Annotated in this window: 14 protein-coding genes; 13 read left to right on the forward strand and 1 reads right to left on the reverse strand. The window is 55.8% G+C overall.

Going from position 1 to position 16,128, the window contains the following annotated elements; all coding sequences use genetic code 11:
• A complete protein-coding gene (locus JSS75_12215; GenBank protein ID MBS1904463.1) occupies positions 1-1,038 on the reverse strand; it encodes a PD40 domain-containing protein in 1,038 nt (345 codons plus the stop codon).
• Positions 1,039-1,260: 222 nt separating this feature from the next.
• Between JSS75_12215 and JSS75_12220 the strand changes: the two genes are divergently transcribed.
• The 13 genes from JSS75_12220 (at position 1,261) to JSS75_12280 (ending at position 16,128) form a co-directional block, all read left to right on the forward strand.
• Positions 1,261-1,827, forward strand: a complete 567-nt coding sequence (locus JSS75_12220) for an RNA polymerase sigma factor (protein ID MBS1904464.1) — start codon at positions 1,261-1,263, stop codon at positions 1,825-1,827.
• Positions 1,820-2,332: a hypothetical protein gene (locus JSS75_12225; GenBank protein MBS1904465.1), complete on the forward strand. Its 513-nt coding sequence runs from the start codon at positions 1,820-1,822 to the stop codon at positions 2,330-2,332. The genes JSS75_12220 and JSS75_12225 overlap by 8 nt, the downstream gene beginning before the upstream one ends.
• A 798-nt stretch (positions 2,333-3,130) precedes the next feature.
• Positions 3,131-3,940: a heme-copper oxidase subunit III gene (locus JSS75_12230; protein MBS1904466.1), complete on the forward strand. Its 810-nt coding sequence runs from the start codon at positions 3,131-3,133 to the stop codon at positions 3,938-3,940.
• 13 nt (positions 3,941-3,953) lie between these two features.
• Positions 3,954-4,256, forward strand: a complete 303-nt coding sequence (locus JSS75_12235; GenBank protein ID MBS1904467.1) for a cytochrome C oxidase subunit IV family protein — start codon at positions 3,954-3,956, stop codon at positions 4,254-4,256.
• Positions 4,257-4,742: 486 nt separating this feature from the next.
• Positions 4,743-5,204, forward strand: coding sequence for a division/cell wall cluster transcriptional repressor MraZ (gene mraZ / locus JSS75_12240; protein MBS1904468.1), 462 nt, complete (start codon positions 4,743-4,745; stop codon positions 5,202-5,204).
• A gap of 157 nt (positions 5,205-5,361) precedes the next feature.
• Entirely contained in the window at positions 5,362-6,303 is a 942-nt protein-coding gene (rsmH, locus tag JSS75_12245) for a 16S rRNA (cytosine(1402)-N(4))-methyltransferase RsmH (GenBank protein ID MBS1904469.1), read from the forward strand.
• Between the two features lie 10 nt (positions 6,304-6,313).
• Positions 6,314-6,766, forward strand: a complete 453-nt coding sequence (gene ftsL, locus JSS75_12250) for a cell division protein FtsL (GenBank protein ID MBS1904470.1) — start codon at positions 6,314-6,316, stop codon at positions 6,764-6,766.
• A 74-nt stretch (positions 6,767-6,840) separates the two neighbouring features.
• The gene (locus tag JSS75_12255; protein ID MBS1904471.1) at positions 6,841-9,153 is read left to right on the forward strand and encodes a transpeptidase family protein; all 2,313 of its coding nucleotides are present in this window, start codon (positions 6,841-6,843) and stop codon (positions 9,151-9,153) included.
• A gap of 170 nt (positions 9,154-9,323) precedes the next feature.
• A complete protein-coding gene (locus tag JSS75_12260) occupies positions 9,324-10,856 on the forward strand; it encodes a UDP-N-acetylmuramoyl-L-alanyl-D-glutamate--2,6-diaminopimelate ligase (GenBank protein ID MBS1904472.1) in 1,533 nt (510 codons plus the stop codon).
• A 109-nt stretch (positions 10,857-10,965) separates the two neighbouring features.
• A complete protein-coding gene (locus tag JSS75_12265; GenBank protein ID MBS1904473.1) occupies positions 10,966-12,360 on the forward strand; it encodes a UDP-N-acetylmuramoyl-tripeptide--D-alanyl-D-alanine ligase in 1,395 nt (464 codons plus the stop codon).
• A 65-nt stretch (positions 12,361-12,425) separates the two neighbouring features.
• A complete protein-coding gene (locus tag JSS75_12270; GenBank protein ID MBS1904474.1) occupies positions 12,426-13,541 on the forward strand; it encodes a phospho-N-acetylmuramoyl-pentapeptide-transferase in 1,116 nt (371 codons plus the stop codon).
• A 4-nt stretch (positions 13,542-13,545) separates the two neighbouring features.
• Positions 13,546-14,898 (forward strand): UDP-N-acetylmuramoyl-L-alanine--D-glutamate ligase, encoded by a 1,353-nt coding sequence (locus JSS75_12275; protein ID MBS1904475.1) that lies wholly within the window; start codon positions 13,546-13,548, stop codon positions 14,896-14,898.
• A 90-nt stretch (positions 14,899-14,988) separates the two neighbouring features.
• Entirely contained in the window at positions 14,989-16,128 is a 1,140-nt protein-coding gene (locus JSS75_12280) for a cell division protein FtsW (GenBank protein MBS1904476.1), read from the forward strand.

Genomic DNA, 16,128 nt, shown 5'->3' on the forward strand with positions numbered 1-16,128 from the left:
TTACTTCAAATAGAAGCCATTGGCACCGGGTGATGCGATCACGCGGATATCACCGGTCGGTATGTAGATCTCCTCGAGTGTCATGATCGTGTGGTCCATATCGCCGATCCACTTGGTGACGAGGAGCCGCTTCCCATCGTTCGACCAATGCGCGAACGCTTCCGATACTCCATCTGAATTGGTGAGGTTTGTGATCGTAATCCCGTTGTCCGAAGTGATCATGACATCGGATGAATTCGACGCTGTAATCGCGAGCGTGTCTCCGGTCGGTGACCATGCAGGGGAGAAGGCCGGAGATGCAACTTGGATCCGTCCGCTTCCATCCGCATTGATCACATAGACCGCACTTGCATCTACAAACGCGATACGATCTTTGTCGGACCAACTGATCGATGCAAACCCGTCCACCCCTGCGTCTGAGATTGCGGTGAGCGTCACTCGCTGCGATGCATCGATGGTGGAAATCGCGATCACTTCATTCTGATCCGGTGGCACTTTCAATTGCGTGTAGTATGCAATGCGATTGCCGTCAGGCGAAAAGCATGTATGAGCTTGAACGTCCAGCTTATCGGTGATCAACACTCGCTGCCTGGTTCGCACATCAACGACGTAGAGCTTGTTGAGGTCGTTAGCAGTATCATGCATGTAGATCGCGATATGAGAGCCATCGGGCGAGATCGCGCTCGGATATTGGTCTTCTGATCTTTCCCCCGCGCCCGTCAGATCTCCAAGCTGACTCGTCATCAACGATCGGTCGTCATACACGGCGAACGAAGTACGAAGTGTGACGGTATCTCTTGTGATCCACAAACAGGTATTCCTGCCTGCATCGAATCCGTAACCGATTCCCTGATCGGCAACCAATCGAAGGGAGGAATCGACGCAAACCAGATGCGGCGGGAGGTCCCGGCGAGAATAGTCGAGCGTGGAGTACACAATTCGTTCGGAACCGGTGGCTGTCGTGGGTGTGGAAATCCGGTCACTACAGGCGCTTAGCACCAGCGAGAGGGCCACGATAGAATATATAGATAGTCGCATATCGATTGTCTGTGAATTCGAAACATGAATTGTCGCTGCATGACGATTCACCTCGAAGGAATCTTACACACCAACGAAAAAAAAATGTTCAACCGAGCGGTAAGGATCCGATTGCCTCAGTCGTCAGATAGCGTCTCGATGTCAATGGCGATCGGTACATATCGGCTTAGTACTCAGCCGTTGCAGCCTAAACGCAGCGACGCGAGACTGCGTTTATCCTCCATGCCGGCAACACCAGCGCATGACGAAGAACTCTTCCGCGAATTTCTCGCAGGGAGCGATGCGGCATTTTCGGATATCTATCGTCGGCACCATCACCAACTCTACGCATACTGTGCAAGAATGCTTGATGATGCTGCCGCGGCTGCGGACATCGCACACCAGGTGTGGGAGCGCATGATCGCACTGCGCAGTTCGCCTACAGAGCTCCGTAATCCGCTGGGATTCATGTATCGGATGGCACGCAACGCAGCACTCGATCATCGCAAGCACCTTCGGTATCAGCGGTCCATTGAGTCCTTGACGGAATCGGACCACCCACAGAGTCAGTCTCACGAACCGTCTGCAGAAGAAGAGATCGTGATCGGTTGCCTCCAACGTCTCACTCCAGAAAAACGCGAAGTGCTCGTGCTCAACTATTATAGCGGCTACTCGTTCGAGGAGATCGCCACGATCCTCGGAAAGTCGCCCACCGCGATTTACGCGCGTGCATCCCGGGCACGCGCCGAGCTAAAACAACTGGTCGAAGACCAACTCGCAATTTTTGCGAAGGAGCAGCAGCATGGCTAACAAACCTCTGAATACAGACCGCATGATCGACGAAGCCTTGCTCCGAGATAGCGCACGACTTCCGCGCCAAAGCGATACACCGGACGATCTGCTGCTCGCCGCATTGCGCGAACATCCTCCAGTCGCTACTTCCGTTACCCGCATGAGTAGCGGACTCTTCACGAGAAATTCAATTAAGTGGGTACTCGCTGCAACGGGACTGTTCGTCATAGCCGTCTCTTCGTATTTCGTTTTCAGCAACAATGTAATGGACCAGCCACCGGCGAAGATGCTCACTGCGCCCGTACGGCTGCAAGGGCATGACACTACCACCAGGAGCGATTCGTCAAATTCCAAACAGCGTAGCCAGGATAATCAACGTACATCGCAGCATGCTCGCCCAGCCCAGGTTTCGACAGAGATACATCCGACGCCAAGTACACCATCATTATTGATGCCGTCTACCCCACCGAAGCGCTACACTACCGACAGCGCCACACTTCCGCTGCGCGACGGCCATCGGTAACTCCTGAGAGATACTCGTGGGCATGCAATTCCGCACAAGCGTACTAATGCTCGAAGAAAAATAGCGGGCTTACGAACTCAGTCTTGTGTGCAGTTTTTCAGATGACATCATTCTGAGCATTCTTCTGCGACCACAGGAACAGAAGCGAAGAATCCCTTCAGCGGAGCCGATGTATGGTCGAGCCAGTAGGACGGACTCTTAGTCCGTCCCGTTTCGGTCTGTACGAACCATTGAGGCAGTCCCGAAGGGATTCTTTGCTTCGCTCAGAATGACAGGTGTGGGGGTAAGGGAACATAATGGCTTCGCCGCATTGAGTCCGGTAGGACGGCCACACGCGTAGCCCAAGAATTCATTCGTGGGCGGGGGTAGTGACGAACCGAATGCTCGTGGTTGCCGAAAGAGCACGGACTAAGAGTCCGTGCCACCGGTCTTGGGCATGCTGCGGCTGCACGAAAGGGATTCTTCGCGGAGTTTACGCTGAGCGAAGAGAACGTGCTCAGAATGACGGGCGGGGTAAAGGGAGCTTGCGGCTTCGCCGCATTGAGTCCGGTAGGACGGCCACACGCGTAGCCCACGAATTCATTCGTGGGCGGGGGTCGGGGGCGATCCGAATATTCGTGACTGCCGAAAGCACGGAGTGAGAGTCCGTGCCACTGAGGACGGATTACGAGTCCGTCCTACTGGGTATGTACTAGGATCGTCTTCCCCACTTTCAGGGCAGTGTTCCCTGTCGCTTCGTATATTTGCAGTTCGTTATTCACAATTTCGCAAATCTCTAGTACCGTGTCAGAGATCGCTTTGAACACTCATTCCGACGAGCACCACGGTTCGACTACATATACCAGCACCGGCACCCTGATGGGGAAGGTGTTTATGTGGTTGTTCTTGTGTCAGGATGCTCTTATGTTCATGGGCTTCTTCGCGGCCTATATTTCCGTACGCATCGGCGCCGGAAATCTGTGGCCGAGCCCCGAGACACACGTCCAGGGCGTCGAGCACTACCCGCTGAACATTCCGCTGACCGCGCTGAACACATTCGTTCTGATCTGCTCGAGCGTCACCATGGTGATGGCAGTGCAAGCGGCTCATTGGAAGAACATTAAGAAGACGATCCTGTGGCTGGCGCTGACAGTCATTGGCGGTTCGATCTTCCTCGGTATACAGTATGGCGAATACTACCATCTCATCGTCAACGACGGCATGGGGATGGAGAAGAGCCTCTTCGATGCGACGTTCTTTTCGCTGACCGGCTTCCACGGCATCCACGTATTTTCCGGGGTCGCCTACTTGCTATCGCTTGTGATCGCGCTTCTGATGGGCCCGATCGATTCGCACAAGAAGGAGAGCTACTGGCTCATCAATCTGTGGAGGTTGGTGTGCGTTGGCATCACGCTGTTCATGTTCTTCAATGTGACGAAGAAATGGCCCCCGCTTCCGCACGTGCTTATCCCGATCGTTGCCGGTGCTGTGCCATATATCATGGTGCGCGGTATTCGCTGGATGCGTACGCGCCACGATACCGGCGATATCGTCGAGGTGGCCGGCCTCTACTGGCACTTTGTCGATCTGATCTGGATCATTCTTTTCACGCTTGTCTACCTCATCTGACCGCGAACTTCTTATGACCATCGAACAAGGACATCCGAATCATACAAAAACGTATCTGGGCATCTTCAGCGCCCTTGCCGTTCTGACCGGCATCGAGGTAGGCGTGTCGCAGATGTCGATGCCGAAGACGGCGATGGTGATCCTGCTGATCGCCCTCGCGCTTGTCAAGGCCGGCCTCGTCGCTGTGTATTTCATGCACTTGAAGTACGACGCTCGATTCCTCAAGATCATTGCTTATTCGCCGCTTGCGGTTGCGGGCATCCTGATCCTGATGATATCGCTGGAATGGACCTTCCAGCCACATTGGCTATTCTAAACTTACGGAGCAGTGGCGGTGAGCGCCGCACCACTAACCGATCGTGACCGCAAATTCCGATTCCTACTCGTAGGGATCGGAATTTGGGTTTTTGTGATATTCCTTTTCCTTGCCTTTGTAATCTTTGTGGATTGGCATTAGCCCGATACTTACGCTCCTCTGACACACAGGGTTCTATAAAACTCTTATTATCAATAGCTTACGAAGAACGTTTTCCTCCAAGCCGATAGTATTTCGTCTATACCCCAAAAAAAATTAAAGATTTTTTGCGTCTTGCTTGCACGGTGGGGAAAAATGTGCTATATTTGTATCCAAGAAGTGGGAGAAAGTGGGAGCGCCTAGATTATTGTAAGAAGTGGCTTAGAGTGAGGGGGCAAAGATACTCTGAGCACGGCTTGGGGGTGTTCCCACTCCCGCTCTTGTTTTTGAAAGGATACACCGCTTGCCCCGGCGGAAAAGAGCAGGAGGGCTCGCCAAGGGCGGACAATGTCGTCATTCAAAGGTAGCGATATTTATTCGGTTGACGCAAAGGGACGGGTTTCGATCCCCTCTAAAATGCGTCGCAACATTTCTCCGGAGGCCAATTCGACCTTCGTGGTGACTCGTGGTCTCGAGAAATGTCTGTATGGCTATCCGCTGGATGAATGGCACAAGCTCGAAACGAGCATCAAGGCACTCAATCAGACGAGCGAAGAAGACCGGTTCTCCATGAGGATGCTGTTGCAATACAGCGAAGAACTTGCCCTCGACGGCCAGTTTCGGATCCTCATCCCCCGTAGTTTACTCGATTATGCCGAGATCAAGAAAGAAGTCTATATCATCGGCGTACTCGACCATATCGAACTCTGGGACCCGGCCAACTTCAAGCGCTACATCGATTCGATGAAGAAAAGCTACGAGACCGTCGCCGAATCGGTACTCGGTTTGCGCGCTTCGGAACCGAGCTAACCTGCGGCGACTGCCCAAGGCAGCCGGCAATCCTTTCTACACAATTTTCACTGGTGGGTTCATTGACAACGAGAATGCGGCTGCGCGTATTGTGCACACGGGAATGTGCTCCGGATACATGCACCTACGGCCGTTGCATTCTCATACCGCTTCCGGCGTGAACGAATCGGCATACCACATTCCCGTCCTTGCGGACGAAGCCGTCGCCTCGCTCGTCACACGAGCGGATGGCACCTACGTGGATGCGACACTCGGCGGAGGCGGATATGCCGAACGGATACTCGGCAAGCTTGCCGCACACGGCAGGCTGTTCGCATTCGAGACCGACCCGGCCGCCATTGATTTCGCTCGCCGACGCCTTGAGCGTTTCGGCATGATGTTGACGATCGTCCGCGAGAATTTCGGCACGCTCCGCGATTCTCTCGAACGCTCCGGCATCCGGACCATCGATGGCATCGTCTACGACCTCGGCGTTTCGAGCCATCAACTCGATACGACGAGCATCGGCCTGAGCTACCGGACCGAAAGCGAACTCGATATGCGCCTCGATCCGCGGCTTGGTGTCTCAGCACGGGATATCATCCGCGATTACACCGAGGCAGAGCTTACACACATATTCAAGGAGTATGGTGAAGAGCCGCTTGCGAAGCGCATTGCGTATCGCATCGCGAAACGCCGAAGCGCGGCGCCGATCGTTACGACGACAGAGCTTGCGCAGATAGCCGGTGAAGGCATTCGAGAGGACAAGCGAAATGCGGTCCTGTCGCGCATCTTCCAGGCGCTTCGCATCGAGGTGAACGACGAACTCGGCAATCTGCGCCGTTCGATACTCGACGCAATCGATCTGCTCGGCTCCGGCGGGCGGATTGTAGTGGTGAGCTACCACTCGCTCGAGGACCGTATCGTCAAAGAGATCTTTACTCGAGAGGCACGCCCCAAGGCTGAAGCGGGTACGCTTGCATCGCTGCGCGATGCGACCGACCTCTCGAAAGCGCGACTGCGGCTCGTGGTACCGAAGCCCGTCGTTGCGTCGGACGAAGAAGTGGCGCGCAATGTCCGTGCCCGAAGCGCCAAGATGCGCATCGCAGAAAAAGTGTAGGATACAACCTGTGGCGGAGATCGCATACATACCTCGTTCCCGATCCGGAGCAGAACGCACCGTGCTTGGCGCACCGCCAAATTCGGCACGCGCGGCCGCTGCACATGCAGCAGCACCGGTTCACGACGAGCCGATCGCCGCGAAGCCAAAGGCACCGAAGAAGAATGCCGAATCGCTCGACAAAGTCGTCGGCCGCATCCCGACGCTCTACGTCATCATCTTCGCTGCAATCGTCACGCTCTGCGCCGTGCTCATCATCTGGAACACGCTGCAGGTCAACCGACTGACGCTCGAGAAAGCGCAACTCGATTCCGAGATCGAACAGGCACGCCAACGTATCATCAAGTTGAAAGCGCAGGAGATGCAACTCTCCGCATCCGACCGCATCCGCCAGATCGCCAAGACGAAGTTCGGGATGGTCGAATCGGATGGCATTAACGAAGTAGTAGTACCGACACAATAGCAGAGGACGATAGCCCCCGCGTGCGCGAACCACACGACGCATATAACAACTCTTCATACGGACATCGCCCCCCGATGCGAGCATCGGAGGGCGCTTCGTCCGTTAATAGGGGTCGTCCCGGAGCCTTCTCCGTCGGTGGTGATCACGCCCATAACGAAGCCTCCTCTGCGAAACAAGCATGGCATCAACGCCTCATCGAGCGCTTCTTCGCCGTACCCGAGGCGAAGGATCCGATGGCGAGCAACGCGAGGCTCTATCTCATCCTCGGCGTCTTCCTGCTCGGCTTTCTTGCCGTGACGTTCAAGCTCTTCAAGGTGCAGGTGCTCGATCATGACGAGTTCTCAGAAGCCGCGAACAGTCAGTACAAGATGCAGGTGGTGATCCCCGCCCGTCGCGGCGTCATAACCGACCGCAACGGTATCATCCTCGCATCGAACTCGTTCGTCGTGAAGTTCGCTGTCGATCCGAAAGAGATCAAAAACAAGCCGGCGCTTGCCGCGGCGTTCTCGTCCGTGTTCAACAAGCCGAAGGAATATTACACATCGATCCTTAACGACACGAGCCGCCGCTACATCGTGGTCGAACGTGAAGTGCCGATCGACGTCGCTGCGAAACTCGATAATATCAAAGAACACGGCCTGATCCGTGAAACCGACGAACGCCGTGCATACGCATTCGGTGGTCGTGCGTCACATATCCTCGGCTTTTCCAGTAAGGACGGCCGCGGACTCGCCGGCCTCGAACTCTTCGACGATAAGATCTTACACGGCAAGGACGGCTATAGCGTCATGCAACGTGACGGCCGCGGACGTCCCAGGCCGGATGTCGATTACGACCAGGTCCCTGCCTCCAACGGCGACGACCTCACGCTCACGATCGACGAAAGTATTCAGGCAACGACCGAGAACGCACTGCACGCTGGCGTAGAGAAAGCTGCTGCCGAAGCGGGTATTGCCATCGTCATGAATCCGCGCACCGGAGAGATCCTCTCGATGGCGAACGTGCCTGACTTCAACCCGAACGACTTCTTCTCGGCGACGAACGAACAGCTTCGCAATCGTGCCATCACCGATGCGTTCGAGCCGGGTTCGACAATGAAGGTTCTTACAGCCGCGATCGCCCTCGAGGAAAAAGCATGGAAACCCGAAGACAAGATCGACGCGCACGGCGGTACATGGGAGATCGAAGGTGGTGCGAAGATTCGCGACACGCATCCATACGGCATACTTACCTTCCGCCAGGCGCTTGAGAAATCGAGCAATGTCTGCTTTGCGCAGATCTCCGACCGGCTCGAACGTCGGCGCTTCTACAAGTACATGCGCGACTTCGGCATGAGCGTACTCACGGGCATCGATCTTCCGGGCGAGATCCCCGGCAGCATGCATAAGCCAAGCCGTTGGAGTGGAAATTCGAAACGCTACATCGCTTTCGGTTATGAGATGACTGCCACGCCCATCCAACTCGCAACTGCATACGGCGCCATCGCCAACGGAGGCGTGATGATGAAGCCGTACATCGTATCGAAGCGCAAGACGGCAAGCGGTGAGGTCATCGAAACTCAACCGCAGGAGCTTCGCCGCATCGTCAGCGAGCAGACGTGCAAAACCCTCACCGACCTCATGCGCGGTGTCGTCGATTCCGGTACGGCGACGATGTGTAAAATCAAAGGTGTTACGATCGCCGGCAAAACAGGTACAGCGCAGCAGCTTGTCAACGGGCATTACTCGAAAGAGCACTATACGTCCACCTTCATCGGCTTCTTCCCGGCCGAGAACCCTCAGTGGGAAGTACTCGTGATCTTGCGCTCACCGCACAACGGCTACTACGGCGGCGCCGTCAGCGGCCCGATCTTCCGCGAGATCGCAATGTCCATCCTCGAACAGAACGGCAAACTTCCGATCGATGCCCGCGCGAACACACCAGTCATGGCAGCGAACGCTCCGCAGGAAGGCGGCGCACTCGAAATCGAAGGGACCGTCGTGAGAACGAAGGACCGCGACGATCAGGCGGTCGATCGCGATATGCCTGACGTGCGCGGCTTGCCGCTTGATCTGGCGCGTCGCGTACTCATCTCAGAAGGATTTTCCGTCGGCAAAGCCGACGAGACCGGCGTGGTAGAACGCGCCGAACGATTTGGTAGTGATTCCGTGCGGCTTATCACCCGCGCAGCGAATGGCGATGATACACAGCTCACCGGCGGACTCGCGTCCGCCATCGAGACCCCCGATTTTCGGGGCATGCCGGTCGCTCGCGCGATGAAGTTCGCCGCAGCGTCAAATGTCAGGGTACAGTTCGTCGGCGACGGCAAAGTCGTCCGCCAGACACCGGACCCCGGCGCGAAGCTCGAAACACGGAATGCTACTGTGACGCTCTTTGGTGACGAATAGCAGGGCACACCTGTCATTCTGAGCGAAGCGAAGAATCCCTGTCCACAAGACGAGACGCTTCGGACGCAGCTCAGGCGGACACACAACCCTGGCGGCTATCACCGCACCGAAGTTATGTCGGATGCATTTTTCAGTGAACGCATCCGTTCAAAAGCCCCGTTCTTTGAAAAATGAGATTCAGTGAGCTCACGCGGCAACGAGAGGTCGGCGTCCTCGCCTTAACAGGCTTGCAGGACGCCGATCTCTCCGACCCGCAATACGACTCTCGCGCCGTCAAACCCGGCTCGACGTTCTTCGCTATCAAAGGATTTCAGACCGATGGTCATCGCTTCATTGCCGATGCCATCGCTCGCGGTGCGACCGTCATCGTGCTCGAGGATGCCGATGCATTCTCCGAAGCCGATGCTGCCAGCGCCAATGTCTCGCGCCTTCTTGTATCGAGCGCGCGCAAAGCGCTCGCCATCATCTCGGAAGAAGCCTTCGGTTCGCCTTCGCAGAAGCTACGGCTTATCGGCGTTACGGGTACGAACGGCAAGACCACTACGACGAACGTCATTCGTCAGTTCTTGGAGCTTCGCGGCGAGAAGGTTGGATTGATCGGCACACTTGGCGCATATATCGGAAGCGAATCACTCGGCGGCACGCTCACGACGCCGGAATCGCGCGATCTGTCCGCAATGCTTCGGCAGATGGTTGACAGTGGTGTCACGACCTGCGTCATGGAGGTCAGCTCCATCGCCGTCGAACTCGAACGAACCGCTGCACTTGATTTTGACATCGCCGTCTTCACCAACCTGACGCAAGATCACCTCGACTTCCACAAGACGATGGAAGCATACGCGTCAGCCAAACAGAAATTGTTCACCGGGCTCAAACCGAATGCGGTTGCGATCACGAATGCCGACGATGAGTACGGCGCATTCATGATCGAGAACACCAGCGCGAACGCGCACTCGTATGGCCAGCATGACGGCTCGCGCTTTGGCAGCGCTGACATTCTCGCGAGCAACGTCGAGTATTCGCTTCGCGGCACCAGCTTCAACGTAGCGAAGCGCTACAGCGATGAGGAAGCAGTCATCGCTTCGCAGCTCGTCGGCGAGTTTAACGTCGAGAACATGCTCGCTGCGATCAGCGCATTATACTTTGGCGTAGAAGGATGCACGCTGTCCGTCCTTGCAGAACTCAGTTCGCAGATCCGCCCCGTGCATGGGCGATTCGAGCAGATCGAGCTACCGGGCGATAGTGTCGCCATCGTGGACTATGCGCATACACCGGATGCCCTGGAGAATGTTCTCAAAACGATCCGCTCGCTTGCACCACATTCGACCGTGACAACGATCTTCGGTTGTGGCGGCGACCGCGACCGCACCAAGCGTCCGCTCATGGGGGCGATCGCAGAGCGGTATTCCGATGAAGTGATCGTCACCAACGACAACCCTCGCACCGAAGACCCGAAGGCGATCGCGGACGAGATCCTGACCGGATTTCGATCGCCGAAGAAGGCAGTCGTCGTGCTCGATAGGGCGCAAGCCATTCGCCGTGCCATACTCAGCTCGCAAGGCGACAGCGTGATCCTCATCGCCGGCAAAGGCCATGAGGATTATCAGATCGTCGGCAAAGAGAAGCGGCACTTCGACGACCGCGAACAGGTGCTCGAGGTTCGGGAGATGCTCTCTCCGATGTCATTGCGAGGAGGGCAGTAGCCCGACGAAGCAATCTAAGACCTCGAACGTGACTTGTACTTGGAGTTCTTAGATTGCTACGGTCGCTGAAGCGACCTTGCAATGACACCACACCATCACCATTTGCTCCGTGAATTTTACCGTTAGCGACCTGCTCAGCGCGCCGCATGTGCGTGCTATTGGATTTGAGAGCCTCACCGAACGCACCCGATTCTCATCAGTCTCGACCGATTCGCGCCAGTGCGGCAAGGGGGATCTCTTCATCGCATTGCGTGGCGAGACGTTCGACGGGCATGATTTTCTTGCGCAGATCGCGAAGCAAGGTGCTGCTGCTGCAGTAGTCGATGCGAAGTGGTACCGCACTCATGCGAGAAAGACTCCAAGGAAGCTGCCCTTGCTGGTCGTGCGCGATACACTGACGGCATATGGCGACCTTGCGCAGATCTACCGAAATAAGTTTAGCATCCCGATCCTGCTCGTTGCAGGATCGAATGGCAAGACAACGACGAAAGATGTAACGAGCTATGTCCTCGGAACGTCGTTCACACTCCTAAAGACAGAAGCGAATTATAACAATCACGTTGGCTTGCCACGGATGCTGTTTTTGCTCACGCCCAAGCACAAGCTCGCCGTGCTCGAGATCGGGACGAATCATCCCGGCGAGATCGCCCGCCTGACCGAGATCGCGATGCCCACGCACGGCATCATCACGAACATCGGCCGCGAACATCTGGAATTCTTCAAGAACCTCGCGGGTGTCGCCAAGGAAGAGACGGCGCTCTTCCGTGCACTTGATGCAGCCGGCGGTACGGCGTTCGTCAACCTCGACGACAAGTACCTTGCCCCATCCACGAAGCGCTTCGGCAAACGAGCCGTCACCTTCGCGACAAAAGGAAAAGCACAGGTCACGGCACGCGACAGAGGCTTTGCAACGAACGGTAAGCGTCTGGTCGATCTCACGATCGGGAAACAAACGATCAAGCTCAAGACCAATATCGTTGCAGAGTATGCACCGTCTCTCATCGCTTCGGTCGCTTCGGTTGCGAAGGAGTTCGGCATCCCAAATGCGAAGATCAAGTCGAGGATCGAATCATACAAGCCGCATTCGAAGCGGATGGAGATGATCACTCTGCCGAACGGCGTGCTCGTGATCAACGATTGTTACAACGCGAACCCTGAGTCATTCGCCGCAGCGCTCGAAACGCTGAAGCGAATTCCGGCGAAGGGCAAGAAGTATGTTGTCGCCGGAGATATGTTCGAGCTCGGCGATACATCAACGAGCGAGCATACCAAGCTCGGCGCGTTCATCGGCACGTACCGCTTCGACGGGCATTACTTCACCGGCAAGGCCATGAAGCATGCGTTCGCTGCATTGCTCAAAAAGCGCAAGAGCGCCACGGCGACGTATTCGGATTCGAAAGCTGGCATTGCTGAGGACTTGCGATCGCTGCTCAAACGCGGCGATGTCATTCTTCTCAAAGGCTCGCGCGGAATGAAGATGGAAGACGTGCTTGCGAAATTATGAATGAGAAATTAGGAATGAGGAATTACATTTCTCATTCATGATTCCTAATTACTAATTACCCTACCATGCTGTACTATCTGTGGAATTGGATCAACCATGCGTTTGCGCCTCCGGGCGGTGAGCTCATCCGGTTCATCACGTTCCGCTCGGCAATGGCAGCGGTATCGGCACTGGCGATCAGTCTCTTCATTGGCCCGAAGATCATCGAACGACTTCGTCGCCTGCAGATCAGCGAGCAAGGGAAGGTCGAAGCGCCGAAAAATCATCTTTCAAAGGCGGGCACACCGATGATGGGCGGACTCATCATCCTCTTCGCTTGTCTTGCGCCGACACTCTTGTGGGCGGACATCGGCAACCTCTATATCATCGTGATCTTCATCTCGATGGCGATCATGGGCGGCATTGGGTTTCTTGATGACTACTTGAAAGTCGTCAAGAAGAAGAAAAAGGGACTCATCGCTCGCTACAAGCTCATGGGTCAAGTTGCAGTAGGGTTGTTGGTCGGTCTGACGATCATGCTCGCACCGGGACATTTCCCCGAGATCGCAACAGCGACAACAGTCCCGTTCTTCAAGAACCTCGTCTTCGAGTTCGGCAATGTACTTTACATTCCGTTCGTGATCTTCGTGATCACCGCGACATCGAATGCGGTGAATCTGACCGATGGCCTCGACGGACTTGCAGCCGGAACGGTCTCGATCGCATTCATTGCAGTCATGGCGCTGGCGTATTGTACCGGCAATCTTTCGCTCAGCGCATATCTGAACATCCCATACCTGCGGGGCTCGGGCGAACTAACAGTCTTTTGCGCCGCACTCATCGGCGCGTCGCTCGGCTTCTTGTGGTTCAATGCGAATCCGGCACAAGTGTTCATGGGCGATACAGGTTCGCTTGCGCTTGGCGGAGCGCTTGGGACGATCATGGTGTTGATCAAGAAGGAATTCGTGCTGCCGATCGTCGGTGGTATCTTCTTCCTCGAATCGCTCTCGGTGATCGCGCAAACGCTGTACTTCAAGTACACGCGCAAACGATTCGGCGAGGGCAAGCGCATCTTTAAGATGGCTCCGCTGCACCATCACTTCGAACTCTGCGGCTGGGCCGAACCCAAGATCGTTACGCGAGCATATATCGTCGCCATCCTGCTCGCCATTCTGATGCTGACCACGTTCAAAGTTCGTTAACGTTATGCAACTACGCGGCAAACGCTTCACCGTACTCGGTGCGGGAAAGTCGGGTCTTGCCAGCGTGAGGTTACTCCTGAAACGCCGCGCGAAGGTATTCCTTTCGGATGCCGCGCCGGCGAACAAGCATGCCGAGACGATCAAAGAGCTTGACGAACTCGGCGTGCAATACGAGTTCGGCGGCAATACACATCTCGTGCTCGAGGCCGACATGATCGTCAAGAGTCCGGGCGTACCGAACGAAGCACCAATCCTCGAGCTTGCACGCACGAAGCAGATCCCGATCATCGGCGAGATCGAACTCGCCGCCAGCGTCGCCGAAGCGCCCATCGTTGCGATCACCGGCACCAACGGCAAGACAACTGCGACTACACTTACCGGCGAGATCTTCAAAGACGCCGGTTGGAATACAACCGTGGCCGGCAATATCGGCACCGCATTCGCCGATGTCGCGGAGAACGCCGTCGGCGAGAAAGCAGTGAATGTGCTTGAAGTATCAAGCTTTCAGCTTGACAATATCAACGAGTTTCGGCCGAAGGTCGCGGCCATTTTGAATATCACGCCCGATCATCTCGATCGCTACAAGAACTACGAGGCGTATATCCAATCGAAGTTTCGCATCACCGAGAACCAGCGCGGCCACGACATCTTCGTGTATAACCACGACGACGAAGTAGTTCGCAGCTTCGCCGATTCGCTCAGTATTCGCACCTACGGCTTCTCGCTCAACGAGCAAATGAAGAACGGAGCGTTCATCGAGAATGGCGAGATGATCGTCCGGCTCGGCCGCGAACGCGAGGTCGTGATCGCAACCGAGAAGATCGGCATTCCCGGCCCGCATAATCTGATGAATGCGATGGCGGCTGTGCTGATCGCCCGTTCGATGGGCGTAGAGTACGAAAGCATCCGAAAGACACTCGAGCGCTTCAAAGGTGTCGAGCATCGCATTGAGTTCGTTCGTACCCTCGACGGTGTTTCGTATTACAACGACTCGAAAGCGACGAACGTCGATAGCGTCAAGTATGCTCTGCAGAGCTTTACGCAGCCGATCGTACTCATCGCCGGTGGCAAAGACAAAGGCAATGACTACAAGGCCATCAAAGAACTCGTGAAAGAGCACGTCAAGGCGATCGTCACCGTCGGTGACGGCGCGGCAAAGCTCGAGAAGTTCTTCAAGGATATCGTCCCACTGCATCCGGCAGGACATTCGATGGAGAAGGCCGTCGAGTTGGCCCGCGCAGCGGCAAGCAGTGGTGATGTAGTGCTCCTATCACCCGCCTGCGCAAGCTTCGATATGTTCGATAACTACGAGCATCGGGGACGGGTGTTCAAGGAGATCGTTTCAAAACTGCAGTAGTACTGCTGAACGAACACGCGGTCGAGGCATGCCTCGACCCTACGAAAGTGTGTTTTTCAATTCGTAATTTTCAATTCTCAATTTCCGATCATGAAGCCACGCAAAACGGCAGACTTGAGTCTGTTCATAACCGTGACGGGGCTCCTGCTGGCATCGATGGCCTTCGTCTATACGGCGAGCGCGTCGTTCTCGGTCGCCAAGACCGCGACGAGCGAAGGCATGCTGATCAAGCATGCGACAAAGGTCGTGCTCGCGATCGCGACGATGATTTTGTTCACCAAGATCGACTACCACAAGTACCAGGAGTATTCAAAGTGGTTGATGATGGTTGCCATCATCTTTCTCGGTGCGGTGCTTGTCGTCGGCCACACCGAGCTCGGTGCCAAGCGTTGGCTGCCGCTCGGACCGTTCAGCTTTCAACCGTCAGAGTTTGTGAAGATTGCGCTGGTCTTGCATATCTCCGCCATGTGTGCTGCAAAGAAGGAGATCATCGGCGACTTCAAGAAGTCGTTTATTCCGATGATGATCTGGACGCTCCTGGCTGCCGGACTCATCGCGAAGCAGCCGAATATGTCTAACGCGACGGTGCTCGTGCTGCTCGCATTCGGCATCATGTTCATCGCGCAGCTTCCGATCAAGTATATGATCTCGACCGGCGTGATCGCCGTCTTGGGCGGTGGCGTCTATATGATGACGGCATGGTACCGCGTCCAGCGTATCCTTGCCTTTTTCGGGCATGAGAACGAGCATACGTCGCGCATCACATATCAAACAACACAGGCACTCATCGCGCTTGGCAGCGGCGGGCTGATGGGCGTCGGCATCGGGCAGTCGCGACAGCGCGACTTCTACTTGCCGGAATCGTACGGTGACTTCATCTACTCGATCATCGGCGAGGAATACGGGTTCGTGGGCGCGGCGTTCTTGTTGCTGGTGTTCGCGTTCATTATTATCCGCGGCGTTCAGATCGCCAAGCACGCACCCGACCCGTTCGGCCGCTACGTGGCAACCGGGATCACCCTGATGGTCGGCATCAACACGCTGATCAATGCGCTCGTGAACTCCGGCCTCATGCCGGTGACAGGGCTGCCGATGCCCTTCGTCAGCTACGGCGGCACGAACATGATCTTTAGCGCAGCAGCGATCGGCATCCTGCTGAACATTTCGAAATTCACCGAGACGCTGCCCGATCCGAAGAAGATGACAGCGACCATTCGCATGGCACATTAA

The organism is Bacteroidota bacterium (assembly GCA_018266755.1).
Classification (GTDB): domain Bacteria; phylum Bacteroidota; class Ignavibacteria; order Palsa-1295; family Palsa-1295; genus JAFDZW01.